12 protein-coding genes are annotated in these 15,821 nt (G+C 44.1%); 1 reads left to right on the top strand and 11 read right to left on the bottom strand.

Translation table 11 applies throughout. The features are described 5' to 3' along the window. Positions 1-57 precede the first annotated feature (57 nt). Entirely contained in the window at positions 58-876 is an 819-nt protein-coding gene (locus KQH97_RS06710) for an AraC family transcriptional regulator (protein WP_051706839.1), read from the top strand. Between the two features lie 288 nt (positions 877-1,164). On the opposite strand, the gene KQH97_RS06705 is transcribed toward KQH97_RS06710, so the two are convergent. The 11 genes from KQH97_RS06705 to KQH97_RS06655 all read right to left on the bottom strand — a co-directional run bounded on the left by KQH97_RS06705 (position 1,165) and on the right by KQH97_RS06655 (position 15,706). Beyond that, positions 1,165-2,370, bottom strand: a complete 1,206-nt coding sequence (locus KQH97_RS06705; RefSeq protein WP_117956463.1) for an LL-diaminopimelate aminotransferase — start codon at positions 2,368-2,370, stop codon at positions 1,165-1,167. A gap of 130 nt (positions 2,371-2,500) precedes the next feature. Further along, positions 2,501-6,556 carry a carbamoyl-phosphate synthase large subunit gene (gene carB / locus KQH97_RS06700; protein ID WP_117939577.1) on the bottom strand — a complete coding sequence of 1,352 codons (4,056 nt, stop codon included), beginning with the start codon at positions 6,554-6,556 and terminating at the stop codon, positions 2,501-2,503. 321 nt (positions 6,557-6,877) lie between these two features. Further along, positions 6,878-7,960, bottom strand: coding sequence for a carbamoyl phosphate synthase small subunit (locus KQH97_RS06695; RefSeq protein ID WP_041337647.1), 1,083 nt, complete (start codon positions 7,958-7,960; stop codon positions 6,878-6,880). Positions 7,961-8,105: 145 nt separating this feature from the next. Beyond that, positions 8,106-8,603 carry a DUF2798 domain-containing protein gene (locus tag KQH97_RS06690; protein WP_216553596.1) on the bottom strand — a complete coding sequence of 166 codons (498 nt, stop codon included), beginning with the start codon at positions 8,601-8,603 and terminating at the stop codon, positions 8,106-8,108. Positions 8,604-8,863: 260 nt separating this feature from the next. Next, positions 8,864-9,607 carry a pyruvate formate-lyase-activating protein gene (gene pflA / locus KQH97_RS06685; protein ID WP_117878014.1) on the bottom strand — a complete coding sequence of 248 codons (744 nt, stop codon included), beginning with the start codon at positions 9,605-9,607 and terminating at the stop codon, positions 8,864-8,866. Between the two features lie 256 nt (positions 9,608-9,863). Then, positions 9,864-10,115, bottom strand: coding sequence for an autonomous glycyl radical cofactor GrcA3 (gene grcA3 / locus KQH97_RS06680; protein ID WP_022287416.1), 252 nt, complete (start codon positions 10,113-10,115; stop codon positions 9,864-9,866). Between the two features lie 75 nt (positions 10,116-10,190). Continuing rightward, on the bottom strand, positions 10,191-10,418 hold the full coding sequence (locus KQH97_RS06675) for a hypothetical protein (protein ID WP_022287417.1): 228 nt from the start codon (positions 10,416-10,418) through the stop codon (positions 10,191-10,193). Further along, on the bottom strand, positions 10,408-12,486 hold the full coding sequence (gene pflB / locus KQH97_RS06670) for a formate C-acetyltransferase (protein WP_216553594.1): 2,079 nt from the start codon (positions 12,484-12,486) through the stop codon (positions 10,408-10,410). The genes KQH97_RS06675 and pflB overlap by 11 nt, the downstream gene beginning before the upstream one ends. Before the next feature lie 467 nt (positions 12,487-12,953). Beyond that, positions 12,954-14,372, bottom strand: coding sequence for a pyruvate kinase (pyk, locus tag KQH97_RS06665; RefSeq protein ID WP_117878010.1), 1,419 nt, complete (start codon positions 14,370-14,372; stop codon positions 12,954-12,956). 199 nt (positions 14,373-14,571) lie between these two features. Next, entirely contained in the window at positions 14,572-15,213 is a 642-nt protein-coding gene (thiE, locus tag KQH97_RS06660; protein WP_117856612.1) for a thiamine phosphate synthase, read from the bottom strand. A gap of 22 nt (positions 15,214-15,235) precedes the next feature. Then, positions 15,236-15,706 (bottom strand): N-acetyltransferase, encoded by a 471-nt coding sequence (locus tag KQH97_RS06655; RefSeq protein ID WP_041337144.1) that lies wholly within the window; start codon positions 15,704-15,706, stop codon positions 15,236-15,238. Positions 15,707-15,821: the final 115 nt, after the last annotated feature.

Below are 15,821 nucleotides of genomic sequence, written 5' to 3'. Positions count from 1 at the left end.
TGACAAACCCCAAACCCAGTGGTATTATAAAGATATGTAAATTGGGGGTGCAGAATAATGTACAAACAGATATATCCCGTCATAGGCGACGAAAAAAACCTGCCCTTTTATGTGGTAGGTCTGGGACTTGAAAGCTGGCAGTTTCCAATAAAACGTGCAGATGGCTACGAGTACCCACAAATATTTTTGTCACGCTCAGGGGAGGGCGAGGTCATAATAAACGGAGAAACCACAAAAATACCGCCCGATACTGTTTTCTATATTCCCCCATTCTGTCCACATGAGTATCATGCGCTAAGCGATGCGTGGTATCTGGATTGGATAGCCTTTTCCGGCTCACAGGTCATTCCCCTCTTGGAGCAGTGGAAGCTTAATAAGTTCACCGCCATTCAAGGGGTAGATATGGACAGATTACGCCGTATCATAACACGCATCTACTATACTCTGAAAAGTGATAAGCTTTATGGCAATCATTACGCTTCAGCACAGCTTTACGACTTTCTTATAGAATATCGTAAAATAGCTGATAACAGGCTCTCGTCATTTTATACCGCACAATCTGTTGCCTTGGCAGACGTATTGCAATATATTGAAGAGCATTATCCGGAGCAAATAAAGCTTAACGAGCTTGCAAAAATCGCAGGAGTATCCGAGCAGCACTTATGCAGACTTTTTAAGAAAAATTTTCAGCTCAGACCTATGGAGTATCTTGCGCAAGTAAGGGTACAGCACGCAAAGGATCTGCTTGTGTATTCCAACAAGACCATAGGCGAGATATCAGATGAAACGGGCTTTCAGGACGGATCTTATTTCTCCGTGGTATTCAAACGGTATGAAAATATGACTCCGGGAGAGTATCGGAGAATAAAGGTGTAGGCTAAGTGAGGAGTGAGGAATGGCATAGCCAAACCTAGCAAAGAGCCACTACCAAGTAGAAGAAACACAAACTAAAGCAAATAACAAAGCGGTGTCGGAGTAAAAAACTCTGCACCGCTTTTACTATCTCATTTTACAACTCCACCCCGCAAAGAGCGAAGCGATTTTGCGGCGGTAGAATTTGCGAACAAAAAAAGAGCGGTCAAAACCGCCCTTTTAAAATCATATAAAACCTATCCGAGAATATCAGAGTAAAAGCAAGAATAATTCCTCACTCCTAACTCCTCACTACTTAGTCAGCAGCTTCTTTATTCTCTCCATAGCCTCAACAGTTCTGTCCTTATCACCAAAAGCAGTAAGTCTGAACCAGCCCTCGCCGTTCTTGCCAAAACCTGCGCCTGGTGTGCCAACAACATTTGCATTCTCAAGAAGATAATCAAAGAACTCCCATGAACCCATGTTGTTAGGGCATTTCAGCCAAATGTATGGTGAGTTCTTGCCGCCTGTGTACTTGATACCAAGCTCGTCAAGTGTGGAAGCCATTACCTTTGCGTTGTTCTGATAGTATTCAATGTTTGCTCTTGTCTGTTTCTGACCCTCCTCAGTGAATACAGCCGCAGCAGCACACTGAACAGGATATGATACACCATTGAACTTTGAGCCTTCACGTCTGCCCCAAAGCTGAGCGATAGATACTTCACTGCCGTCAGATGCCTTAACAACAAGCTCATGTGGGATAACTGTATATCCGCATCTCATTCCTGTGAAGCCTGCTGTCTTTGAAAGTGAGCACATCTCGATAGCACATTCCTTTGCACCCTCAACAGCAAAAATACTTCTTGGTACGTCCTTTTCTGTAATGAATGCCTCGTATGCAGAATCGTAAATGATGATAGCGTTGTTCTTCTTTGCATAGTCTATCCAAACTTTAAGCTGCTCCTTAGTGTAAACAGAACCTGTCGGATTGTTAGGTGAGCAAAGATAAATAATGTCGCACTTTACGTTCTCGTCAGGCATAGCCGCAAAGTTGTTCTCCTCGTTTGAATCAGCATAAATTACCTTTCTGCCGTTCATAAGGTTCGTGTCAACATAAACAGGATATGCAGGGTCTGTGATAAGCACTACATTGTCGTCACCGAAAATGTCAACAATGTTACCGCAGTCAGACTTTGCACCGTCGTTTATCCTGATGTCGTCAGCAGGAATGTCAACGCCGAAACTCTTGTAGTAGCCTGCAACAGCCTCTTTAAGGAAGTCATATCCTGCACCGCTGTCCTCATAGCCCTTGAATGTTTCCTTGACGCCCATTTCGTCAGCGCCCTTTTTCATTGCCTCAACAACGCACTTTGCGATAGGCTGAGTAACGTCGCCGATACCCATTCTGATGATGTCAGCCTCAGGGTGTGCCTCAGTGAAGGCCTTTACCTTCTTGGCAATGTTTATAAAAAGATAATTCTTTTCCAGCTTGAGAAAATTTTCGTTTATACTTGGCATAATTCCAACTCCTTTTCATTTTTGCGACCCGAAGTTTCACGGGTCAAACTTATAAAACGCACACAGCCGCAAAGCACATTCAAAACGCTCTGCGGCTGCCGCTTTTTTAACGCAGTGTCCGCTGCGAAATTTACATTACGATGTGACCTGAGAATACTGTTACAGCGTCGCCTGTAAGATATACAGCCTCGTCTGTGTATCTTATCTTAAGAGTGCCTCCCTTAAGTATAACAGATATTTCCTCGTCCTTTTTGCAGAATCCGTTAAGAACAGCCGCAACTGCTGCCGCACAAGCACCGGTGCCGCAAGCCCAAGTCTCGCCGGAGCCTCTCTCCCATACTCTCATCTTGAGTGTGTGGTCATCGATCACCTTGATGAACTCAGCGTTCACTCTCTCAGGGAATATCTTGTCATGCTCGAACTCAGGACCTACCTTGTCAATGTCAAGGCTGTCAACATTGTTCATGAATACAACGGCGTGTGGGTTGCCCATTGAAACGCAGGTGATGTTGTAGTCATTTCCTGCAATGTTCACCTTTCTGTCAACTACCCTGCCGTTCTCGTCAGGCTCAAGTTCAACAGGAACAAGGTGAGGAGCAAGAATAGCCTTGCCCATGTTTACAGTAGCACCGCTTACCTCACCGTAGTGACGGATAAGTGAAACTGTCATGATACCCGAAAGTGTTTCGATAGTCATTTCGTCCTTGTCAACAATGCCGTTATCTCTCATGAACTTAGCAACGCATCTGATACCGTTTCCGCACATCTTGCCCTCAGAACCGTCAAGATTGAACATTCTCATCTTAGCGTCTGCGACCTTTGAACGGCAGATAAGGATAACACCGTCACCGCCGATACCGAAGTGTCTGTCAGACAGATTGAGTGCCAGACCCTCAGGATTGTCTATTCTCTGATCAAAGCAGTTGAAGTAGATGTAGTCATTGCCGCAGCCCTGCATCTTTGTGAACTCAAATGTCTGCTTTTCAGTTCTCATGTTGTTGATATCAACTATCTCAGTAGTTGACTCAGTGTATTTACTTCTGATAGATGCCGCAATAGCGTTTGCAGTGTCGATAGAAGTCAGACAAGGAATGTTCCACTCAACTGTCTTTCTTCTTATCTTAACAGAATCTCTTGTAGGTATTCTGCCCTTTGAAGAAGTGGAGATAACATAAGCTATCTTACCGCTCTCGATAAGTGTAAGAGTGTTGTTGTCCTCGTTCTCGTGTATCTTAGCCACTACCTCAGCGTCAATGCCGTGCTCGTGAAGCACCTTAGCAGTGCCGTTCGTAGCGTATATCTTAAATCCAAGGTCAGCGAACATCTTAGCTGTCTGTGGTATCTCGCCCTTGTCAGAATCTCTGACAGTGATGAATACTCCGCCTTTCTTGCCAAGCTTGTAGCCAGCAGCAGTAAGGCCCTTATACAGTGACTCTTCAAGAGAATTAGAAACTGCAAGCACCTCACCTGTTGACTTCATCTCAGGTCCAAGGTGGTTGTCAACACCGATAAGCTTCTCGAATGAGAATACAGGAACTTTAACGGCAACATATGGTGAATTTCTGTAAAGACCAGTGCCGTAGCCCATGTCTTTCAGCTTTTCGCCCAGCATACACTTAGTTGCAAGGTCTACCATAGGAACGCCCGTTACCTTAGAGATATAAGGGATAGTTCTTGAAGAACGTGGGTTTACCTCGATAACATATATCTCGTCATGGTAAGCGATATACTGAATGTTTACAAGACCCTTTGTGTTAAGTGCGATAGCAAGCTTCTTTGAACACTCGATAATTCTGTTTATCAGGCTGTCAGAAACGTTCCATGCAGGATAAACCGCAATAGAGTCGCCTGAGTGGATACCTGTTCTCTCGATATGCTCCATGATACCAGGGATAAGGATATCCTCGCCGTCACAGATAGCGTCTATCTCAAGCTCAGTACCCATAAGATACTTGTCTATAAGTACAGGGTTCTCGATTCCCTGGTCGAGAATGATAGCCATGTATTCCTTGATATCGTCATCGTTGAATGCGATTATCATGTTCTGTCCGCCGAGAACGTAAGAAGGTCTCATAAGAACAGGATAATGTATCTTATTTGCGACTTCAAGAGCCTCGTCACAAGTCATGACCGTAAAGCCCTGAGGTCTCTTTATTTTAAGCTGTTCAAGCAGTTCGTCAAATCTCTCTCTGTCCTCAGCAGCGTCGATAGCGTCAGGAGGAGTACCAAGAATGTTTACACCATGCTCAGCCATATGCTTTGTAAGCTTGATAGCAGTCTGTCCGCCGAATGCCACAACAACGCCAACAGGCTTCTCAACTCTGATGATGTTCATAACGTCCTCGTCAGTAAGAGGCTCGAAATAAAGTCTGTCAGCAGTATCAAAGTCAGTTGAAACTGTCTCAGGGTTGTTGTTTACGATAACAACGTCATAGCCCTTTTCTTTCAAAGCCCATACGCAGTGAACTGACGCATAGTCGAACTCGATACCCTGACCTATTCTGATAGGACCTGAACCGAATACTATAACAGTCTTTCTGTCATGACCCCTGTTTGCAATGAACTCGCTTGCCTCGTCCTCGTTGTCATATGTTGAGTAGAAGTAAGGCGTCATAGCCGCAAACTCAGCCGCACAGGTATCAACCATTTTAAATACAGCATGAACAGGCTTTTCTATCTTCTTGCCTGTTATCTTCTCGATGACCTTATCAGTATAGCCTATCTTCTTAGCCTCAAGATAAGTTTCCTCGTTGAAGTTATTTTTGAGCGTCTTTTCCATGTCAATAAGCTTGCAAAGCTTGTAGAGGAACCACTCGTCTATCTTAGTGATGCTGTGTATCTCATCAACAGAAACTCCACGTCTGAGAGCCTCGTATACAACGAAAAGTCTTTCGTCTGTGCAGTCAGAAAGTCTGTCATGGATAGTCTTGTCATCAAGGTCAAGCATCTTAGGTGAGATAAGGCAGTCATGACCTATCTCAGCACCTCTTACAGCCTTCATTATAGCCTGCTCAAAAGTTGAGCCTATAGCCATAACTTCACCTGTAGCCTTCATCTGTGTACCAAGCTCACGCTTAGCATAAACGAACTTGTCGAAAGGCCACTTAGGGAGCTTAACAACAACATAGTCAAGGGCAGGCTCAAAGCAAGCATAAGTCTTGCCTGTTACAGCATTCTTTATCTCGTCAAGAGTATATCCGATAGCTATCTGAGCTGCGACCTTAGCGATAGGATAACCTGTCGCCTTAGAAGCAAGTGCGGAAGAACGTGAAACTCTAGGGTTTACCTCGATAACAGCATACTCGAAGCTGTCAGGGTTAAGAGCGAACTGACAGTTACAGCCACCCTCTACTTTAAGAGTATCGATTATCTTCAAAGCCGCAGAACGGAGCATCTGATATTCCTTATCAGCCAGCGTAACAGCAGGAGCGATAACGATAGAGTCGCCTGTGTGAACACCAACAGGGTCAAAGTTCTCCATTGAGCAAACCGTGATAACGTTGCCCTTAGCGTCTCTCATTACCTCGAACTCTATCTCTTTCCAGCCTGCGATACATTTCTCAACAAGCACCTGAGTGATAGGTGAAAGATAAAGACCGTTTCTTGTGATCTCCTTGAGCTCTTCCTCGTCATTAACGATTCCTCCGCCTGTACCGCCAAGGGTAAAAGCTGGTCTGATGATAAGAGGATAACCGATACCGGGCTGATTAGCGAAGTCTACAGCGTCCTCAACAGTATTAACGACCTTAGAAGGGATACATGGCTGACCGATAGACTCCATAGTGTCCTTGAACATCTGTCTGTCCTCAGCCTTGTCGATAGTTTCAGGGTTAGCACCAAGAAGCTTAACATTATACTTGTCAAGGAATCCCTCCTTAGCAAGCTGCATAGAAAGCGTAAGACCCGTCTGACCGCCAAGGGTAGAAAGCAGGCTGTCAGGGCGTTCTTTTTTGATAACTCTCTTAACAGTTTCAAGAGTAAGCGGCTCAATGTATATCTTGTCAGCCATAGCATTGTCCGTCATGATAGTAGCAGGGTTAGAGTTTATAAGAATAACCTCCAGACCCTCCTGCTTGAGCGCACGGCAAGCCTGTGTACCTGCATAGTCAAACTCAGCAGCCTGACCTATAACGATAGGACCCGAGCCGATAACGAGAACTCGCTTTATATCTTTATTTAAAGGCACTTAAATTCAATCCTTTCTGAAAAGTTTAGGGAAACGCTGAAAGTGAGGAGTGAGGAGTGAGGAGTTATCCCTTCTCACACTCTCGAAAACCGCACCCAGCAACCCTCTGTGTTAAAGCTTAACGACCTCAGTAAAACATAATGTAGGGGCGAACAGCGTTCGCCCGTTCACTATCACGACCGCCCCATATAAAAGCCGCTCGAATAATGAACACTACAATAGTCATATCAAACACATTCCGTCAGCCACGGGCGAACACTGTTCGCCCCTACTGTTGCAGAAACTGAGATCAATAATTTCTATACTTCAAAAAATCAGAGCTTATTTCTTGTTAGTGTCAATGAGCTCAATAAACTCATCAAACAAGAAGTCAGTATCATGCGGACCACCACAAGCCTCCGGGTGGAACTGTACAGAAAATGCAGGCTCGTTGAGATATCTGATACCCTCACAAGTGCCGTCATTGGCATTTACATAAAGCACCTTTGCTTCACCCTCAGGGAGCGAATCGTTCTCTACTGCATATCCATGGTTCTGTGATGTTATGTAAACTCTGCCTGTTTCAGTGTTCTCAGCAGGCTGGTTCGCACCTCTGTGACCATACTTCAGCTTGTGTGTCATCGCACCATGTGCAAGCGCCAAAAGCTGATGACCCAAACAAATTCCAAAAGTAGGTATCTTCATCTCAGAAAGCTTTTTAAGCTCCTCGATTATCTCCACATTCTCCGCAGGATCTCCAGGTCCGTTTGAAAGCATTATGCCGTCAGGTGCAAGCTCCTTTATCCTCTCTGCCTTAGTATATGCAGGAACAACAGTTACCTCGCAGCCTCTCTTAACAAGCTCTCTTCCAATGTTGTGCTTTGCACCGAAATCGTAAAGCACTACCTTCCTCTTGACCTCTCCCTCAGGCTCGAATGTCTTTTCCTCCGAGCAGGTCGTGTTCTTTACAGCCTCAACTATCGTGTAGTTCTTAAGATCTGTCAGTCCGAAGCTTGAACCCTCAGGAACGATCTTTCCGTTCATAACACCCGACTCACGAACTATTTTTGTGAGCTGACGAGTGTCGATACCGTAAAGACCTACGATGTTATGCTGCTTTAAAAAAGTGTCAAGATCACCCTCACAACGGAAGTTGCTAGGCTCTTGACACCAATCTCTAACAATATAAGCTTTAACATGAGGACATTCACTTTCAAAATCCTCAGGAATAACGCCATAGTTACCAATTAACGGAAATGTCTGAACAACTATCTGTCCGTAGTAACTAGGGTCAGTAAGTGTTTCGAGATAGCCTGTCATAGCCGTAGTAAAAACAATTTCGCCAATAGCTTCGCCAGCTGCGCCGAAACTTTTACCCTCGAAAATAGTACCGTTCTCCAAAATCAGATACGCCTTCTGCACTATAAGCTCCTCCTTTTTCACGCAAATTTTTACGATTACTATTATAACACAACCGCCTGCCTTTGTAAAGGCTTTTAACACTTTTTTTAGTTTTTATTTTTCAGTGTAAAATAAAAAACGAGCAGACTGAAGTCCACTCGTAAAAACCTTATTCCGCAGCTGCAGATACAGCCCCGCTTTTCTGTTCATGTTCTCTGAAAATAAGTCCGAAGACGAATCTAACTATCGGACCTGCAAAGAAAAGCTGCCAGCAAAGAGCCATGGGAAAGTTCATAGCCGTTGTTTCTAACCATACCGCAATAACTTCCCTGCCTGCGTCCTTAAAAAGCAGCGTAGCCGCAAGGCTCATGAGTGGGCACATAAAAATAACAGAGATAACAGATATGGCAAGCACAAGATGAAAAGGATTATCCTTTCTCACATCAACAATGCTGAAAGCCTTTTTCTTTGCTATCTTTCCCACAGCAAAAAAGTCAAGGACAAAAGCTATCGGAGCCATTATGACAAGCTCATGAAAAGCCTTGAGAAATACGGCATTTGACATTCCGCCCATGTTGAGTGCAATGTTGTAGCATATCATGGCGTATACCATCACAAACACCATCAGCACCGTAAAAACTATCTCCTGAAACAAATTCTTTGGCATAAAAAAATCCTCCTTATGATATCAAACCTACAGCCCTTTCGCAGACGCTGTGTTGTTCGTTATCATTCAGAGAATGTGCGTTTCCAATATAAACCTGTCTTAACAATATTCTATTGCTGTATTCCTTACTATTTATTTTACCATATTTTAAGCCTGCCGTCAATTATCCAAATATGCAGAATATTTTCAAAAACTTGTCGAGAAAAATATATACTTTTACACAAAAAAACGAGCAGACCGAAGTCCACTCGTCTAAAATACTATTTTCTCTTTTTCAACGCCGCTTTAAGCCCTCTCATGATAACATCTCTCGCCTTAACAGCGTCCTCCTTGTCAAGAGGCGGTGTGTCACCAAGAGGATAATCTATACCGAGCTGCTCATACTTTACCTTGCCCATGGTGTGATAAGGCAGAACGTCAAGCGCTTTCAAAGTCTTGAGCTGAGAAATAAATTCACCCAGCCTGAAAAGATATTCTTCCTTGTCCGTAATACCCGGCACAACAACATGACGTATCCATATAGGCACACCATGCTCCGACAAAAACTTTGCAAACGCAAGAATGTTGTCATTGTAATGCCCCGTAAGCTTCTTGTGTTCCTCACGGTCAATATGCTTGATATCCAGCATAACAAGGTCAGTGCATTTGCAAAGCCTTTCAAACTTTTCCGTGCTGTCAGGCGTAAAAGTGATGCCCGAGCTGTCAAGACAAGTGTGTATCCCCTTTTCCTTAGCCTTTTCAAAAAGCTCCGTCACAAAGTCTATCTGCACCAAAGGCTCGCCGCCCGTGCAGGTAATGCCGCCGTTTTTCATGAACTCTTTTACCGAGTCATATTCCGCCAGCAGACTTTCAACCGTCCTCTTTGTACCAGTGCCTATCTTCCAAGTATCAGGATTGTGGCAGTAAAGACATCTCATAGGACAGCCCTGAAAGAAAATAACAAACCTTATCCCCGGTCCATCCACCGTACCAAAGCTTTCCGTAGAATGTATAAATCCCTCCATGGGATATCCCTCCTTTTTTATTTCGCATGAACGCACGCCCGTTCAGCCTGCACAAACCATTCTGTATTGGTTGACACCCTCGACGTCCCGTTTCTGCTCGCACACAAATTTATATCACCGCACACCTATCCGCAAAAAGCAACAAACGAGCGGCAGCTCTCATCCACATAAAACAAGATGTTCAATGTAAGACGACGCCGACCGCCCGTGTGCATATTATCCGCAAAGAAACTCATTCTATGCGGCAAAGCTCAAATTAAAGACTCTTGTGGAACGTTCTTGAAATAACGTCGTCCTGCTGCTCCTTAGTAAGCTTTACGAAGTTTACAGCGTAGCCTGAAACTCTGATAGTGAGCTGTGGATACTTCTCAGGGTGAGCCTGAGCGTCCAGAAGAGTTTCTCTGTTAAGTACATTTACATTAAGGTGATGACCGCCTTTTTCAGCATATCCGTCAAGAAGTCCGATAAGGTTGTCTACCTGTGCCTCTGTTGGTTCAAAGTTTGCCATAGTATTACATTCCTTTCTTAGTATTTATGGAAAACAAGCGGAGAACGAACCTCCGCCGTTTTCTAAAATAGGGAGTTAATCTTCATCTCTGTCAACAGCGTCTTCTTCTGTAGGCTGACAGCAAGCCGTCTTGCCGTCACCGCCACAATCGGAAGTGCTGTAAGTTTTAACGTTCAGACCTTCTTCAGTTTCGTCAATGTCTATCGTAAGATGACCCTGACCGCCCATCATAAGTCTGTCAATGACGTCAACAAGCTCGTTTACCTGAGCCTCGTCCTCGTCCTTTTTAACATTAAACCCCATCTTCGTTAAGCTCCTTAGCTATGCTTTCGATATCAAGGTCGCCCATGAATACCTTGTCGTCCTTGCCAAGAGCGTCAGGAATGATAGAGAATGTGTTTGAGATACCGTCCTGAGCGTGTCTGAACGGCAGCTTAGCAACTGAAGAAAGTGATGCAGATGCGCCGTGAGTATCTCTGCCGTGCATTGGGTTAGCACCAGGAGCAAGAGGCACACCGATCTTTCTTCCGTCAGGTGTAGAACCGGTCTTCTTACCATAAACAACGTTAGATGTGATAGTAAGGATAGACATTGTAGGAACACCATCTCTGTATGTGTGGTGCTTTCTGATCTTGTCCATAAATGTTCTAACGAGGTCAACTGCGATCTTGTCAACTCTCTCGTCGTTGTTGCCATACTTAGGGAAATCGCCCTCAACTTCGTAATCTGTAACGATTCCGTCCTCATCTCTGATGCACTTTACCTTAGCGTACTTGATAGCAGAAAGTGAGTCAGCAACAACTGACAGACCTGCGATACCTGTAGCGAAGTATCTCTTAACATCTCTGTCATGAAGAGCCATCTGAACTCTCTCATAAGAATACTTATCGTGCATATAGTGGATAACGTTCAGTGTATTTACATACAGACCAGCCAGCCACTCCATCATGTCGTCATACTTAGCCATTACATCATCATAATCGAGGTAATCGCCTGTAACAGGACGATACTTAGGACCAACCTGTATCTTAAGTCTTTCGTCAACACCGCCGTTGATAGCATAAAGCAAGCACTTAGCAAGGTTAGCTCTTGCACCGAAGAACTGCATTTCCTTACCGATCCTCATTGAAGATACACAGCAAGCGATAGCGTAGTCATCGCCGTGTGTAACTCTCATAAGGTCGTCGTTCTCGTACTGGATAGCAGAAGTCTTGATAGAAGTCTTAGCACAGAACTTCTTGAAGTTTGAAGGAAGCTTTGTGCTCCACAGAACTGTCATGTTTGGCTCTGGTGCAGGACCAAGGTTCTCAAGTGTGTGGAGATATCTGAATGAAGTCTTTGTTACCATTGGAACGCCATCGATAGAAACACCGCCGATAGACTCTGTTACCCAAGTTGGGTCGCCTGAGAACAGTGAGTTGTACTCAGGTGTTCTAGCGAACTTAACAAGTCTGAGCTTCATGATGAAGTGGTCAACAAGCTCCTGAGCCTCCTGCTCTGTGAGGATACCTCTGTCCATATCTCTCTTGATGTAGATATCAATAAATGTAGAAGTTCTGCCAAGTGACATTGCAGCACCGTTCTGCTCCTTAACAGCAGCAAGGTAGCCGAAGTACAGCCACTGGATAGCTTCCTTAGCGTTCTTAGCAGGGCGTGAGATATCGTAGCCGTAGATCTCGCCAAGCTTCTTGAGTTCGCCAAGGGCTCTGATCTGCTCAGAAAGCTCTTCTCTGAGTCTGATGTTCTTAGAAGTCATTCTTACCAGTGAAGTAGCAAGCTGATCCTTCTTGTCCTCAACAAGATAGTCTATACCGTAAAGAGCAACTCTTCTGTAGTCGCCTATGATCCTTCCTCTGCCGTAAGCGTCCGGAAGACCTGTGATGATAGCAGCGTGTCTGGCAAGCTTCATCTCAGGTGTGTAAGCGTCAAAAACGCCCTGATTGTGAGTTTTTCTATATTCAGTAAAGATCTTTACAACTTCAGGATCAACTGTGTAGCCGTTCTGCTCGCAAGCATTCATAGCCATTCTGATACCGCCGAAAGGCTGAAGAGAACGCTTGAAAGGCTTGTCAGTCTGGAAACCAACGATCTTCTCAAGATCCTTGTTAAGGTAACCAGGGCCGTGTGAGGTGATAGTAGAAACGATCTTAGTGTCCATATCGAGAACACCGCCGGCTTCTCTCTCCTTCTTTGAAAGCTCCATTACCTGTTCCCAGAGCTTAGTAGTTGCTTCTGTAGGGCCTGTAAGGAAGTTGTCGTCACCGTCATATGGTGTGAAGTTCTTCTGGATAAAATCACGAAGATTGATAGAAGTGTTTGACCATCTGCCTGGCTTAAAGCCTTCCCATTCGTCATAAAACTGTCTTTCCATTTTATACTCTCCTGACATAAGATTTCGGGCAGCACATATTACCTCAATATTCAGTATTGCATACCTATTAATAATACTACCGCTCGTATGTTAAAATAATAACATACTTCAAAATCAAAGTCAAGTCACATTCAGAAATATTACTCTTACGCCATACTTCTTTCATATGTTAGAATCGGTTACCCAATTCACGGAAAATTATTTGAATAAAAAAAGTGATCGCCTACAAAAAGCTCAAACATTTTTTGCAACAAAAGCGGTGCAGAGCATTCCGCTCCGACACCGCTTTGTAATTGATTTTTTTGCAATTCTTCTATTGCTTTTCTGCACCGCTTAGTAGGCTTGCACCTATTAAGGCTCTCTCCGCAGACCTTTTGCTCGCTTCACTCGTGTGTGCTTTTACTTTGTGTTGGTGATTTGCTCGGTATGGTGCTGCCATTCCTCACTCCTCACTCCTCACTTAAAAACTACGCTCTCTCGACTTTGAGCAGATTTGTCGTTCCGCTCATTCCAAGCGGTACTCCTGCTGTAATAACGACAAGGTCGCCCTTCTTCAGATAGCCAAGCTCCACAGAACGCTCCAGAGCGTGTCTGATGAGTTCGTCAGTGTTTGTTTTCTCTTCGATAACGCCTGCTCTGATACCCCATGAAAGGCTGAGCTGATGATATGTTGTATCGTCAGTTGTAAGTGCGATTATAGGACAGTTCGGACGGAATTTTGAAAGCGTTCTTGCTGTTGTTCCGCCCTTTGTTACTGTCAGGATCGCTACAGCATTAAGGTCATGAGCAGTTGTAACAGTAGCGTGTGAGATAGCGTCAGTGATAGATGAATTTCTCTCGTCTGCTCTTTTCTTGAAACGTGAGATATAGTCGATATCCTTTTCGGTCGTTTCTGCGATAAGGCTCATGGTCTTGACAGCCTCAACAGGATATTTACCCGCGGCAGTTTCCCCTGAAAGCATTATAGCAGACGAGCCGTCATAAATAGCGTTTGCAACGTCGGTTATCTCGGCTCTTGTAGGACGTGCGTTTGTTATCATAGACTCCAGCATCTGAGTTGCTGTGATAACGTTTTTGCCTGCGTTGTAGGCTTTTCTGATAAGCTCTTTCTGGATAGCAGGTATCTGCTCGAAAGGTATCTCAACGCCCATATCACCTCTTGCTACCATTATTCCGTCAGCAGCGTCAAGGATCTCGTCAATATTGGCAACACCCTGAGCGTTTTCTATCTTAGCGATAATTCTAGGATTGAACCAGCCAAGGCTCTGGGTAAATTTTCTAAGATAAATAACGTCAGCGCCTGTTCTTACGAATGAAGCTGCGATATAGTCAAACCCCATTTTTGCGCCAAATTCAAGGTCAGACATATCAGCGTCAGAAATGTAAGGCATAGAAAGGTTTACGTCAGGTACGTTGATACCCTTGTGGTCGGAAACAACTCCGCCGTGGATAACTTCGCAGACGATATCGGTGCTGTCAACTCTGGTAGCTTTCAGCTCGATATTTCCGTCATTGATGAGTATTCTCGTGCCTACAGAAACGTCCTTTGGAAGCTGTGGGAATGTGATAGAGCAGATAGTTTCGTCACCCTCCACTTCTCTTGTGGTAAGTGTGAATGTATCGCCGTCCTTGATAGTAACAGGCTTGTGATCCTTAAAGTTTTTAAGTCTTACCTCAGGTCCTTTTGTATCAAGAAGAGTTGCAATATTAACGCCAAGTTCTTCCCTTAGCTTGCATACAGTTTCAAAACGAGCCTTATGAACGCTGTGGTCAGAGTGTGAGAAATTGAATCTCGCAACATCCATGCCATTTTTCATAAGCTCACGCATAATGTTTTCGTCATCTGTGGAAGGTCCGATAGTGCATACGATCTTAGTCTTTTTCATTTTTACTCTCCTAACATACATTACTATTTCAACGCATTAGCGTTTTAATCCAAAAAACAAAGCTTTTTCATTTATTATAACCGATTTTAACTTAATCGTCAATAGCGCAATGTATAATTTGTGTAAAATCGAAAGACAAAATCATACATTTGTTTTAAAACAAAAAACGGACGGTCTAAATAACCGCCCGTTCAACATCTTATCTTCCGAAGCAATCCTCGCAAAGCTCACGAAGATCCTTTGCCGCCTTTTCAATATCAGGCTGAGATACCACCGCAGAAACTACCGCAGCGCCGTCAATACCCATACCCTTAAAATTCGGCACAGTTTTTTGATTAACTCCGCCTATTATTACGATAGGGATATCCACAGCGGCTCTTATTTCTACAAGTTGTTCCTTTGTGACAGCTCTTGCGTCTGTCTTTGTGTTGGTGGCATACATTGCACCAACGCCAAGGTAATCTGCACCGTCTGCTTGTGCTTTTTTAGCTTCTTCAAGAGTTGCCGCAGAAATACCTATTATCTTGTCCTCACCGAGGATTTTTCTTGCAACTGCACATGGCATATCGCTCTGTCCCAGATGAACGCCCGCACAATCAACAGCCTGTGCGATATCAAGTCTGTCGTTGATGATAAGCGGCACATTGTATTTGTCCGTTATCTTTTTTACTCTGACTGCAAGCTCATAGAACTCTCTTGAAGTGCAGTCCTTTTCTCTTAGCTGGATAACTGTACAGCCGCCTTTTACGCCCTCCTCTACCGACTGCTCGATAGTTTCGCAGGACATAAGCCCACGGTCAGTGCAGAGATAAAGCGTGTAGTCAATTTTCGATTTGTCCATTTTTTTACCCTCTTATCTTTTATCATAGAATAACTTCCATACCTGTCTTGTATGGCTTCAACCCTGCTTTTTCGTAAAATTTTCTTGCCGATGGATTACACTCCCACACGTTGAGAGTAACATTATAACAGCCCTGTTCCTTAGCGAATTTCTTCACCGCCTCGTAAAGTACCGAGCCGATATGCTGACCTCTGCAATTTTCATCAACGCACAGATCGTCGATATACAAAGTCTTTATATCCGTGAGAACATTGTCGCCCTTATGCTCCTGAAACACACAAAAAGCGTAGCCCTTCATCACATCATTTTCATCAACTGCGGCAAATATAGGCTTAGTTTTATCCTTGAGCATATCTTTAAGCTCGTTATCAGTATACTTTTTCGCACCCTCTTTAAAAAGGTCAGGTCTGCCCTGCTGATGAACTCTCTCTACCTGATAGAGCAAGCTGTTCATTTGCGGTATATCCTTTTCACAAGCAAATCTTACGGTCATTTTTCATTCTCCTTTGTATGAAAAAGTATAATATGCAGTGCAAACGGACGAACACTGTTCGCCCCTGCAAGCAACATCACCACATAAAATTTAGTGGCATCACATTGATATGATA

The sequence above is a fragment of the Ruminococcus sp. MSJ-25 genome, from assembly GCF_018917825.1.
Classification (GTDB): Bacteria; Bacillota; Clostridia; order Oscillospirales; family Ruminococcaceae; genus Hominimerdicola; species Hominimerdicola aceti.
This window is presented reverse-complemented; position numbering and strand designations above follow the sequence as displayed.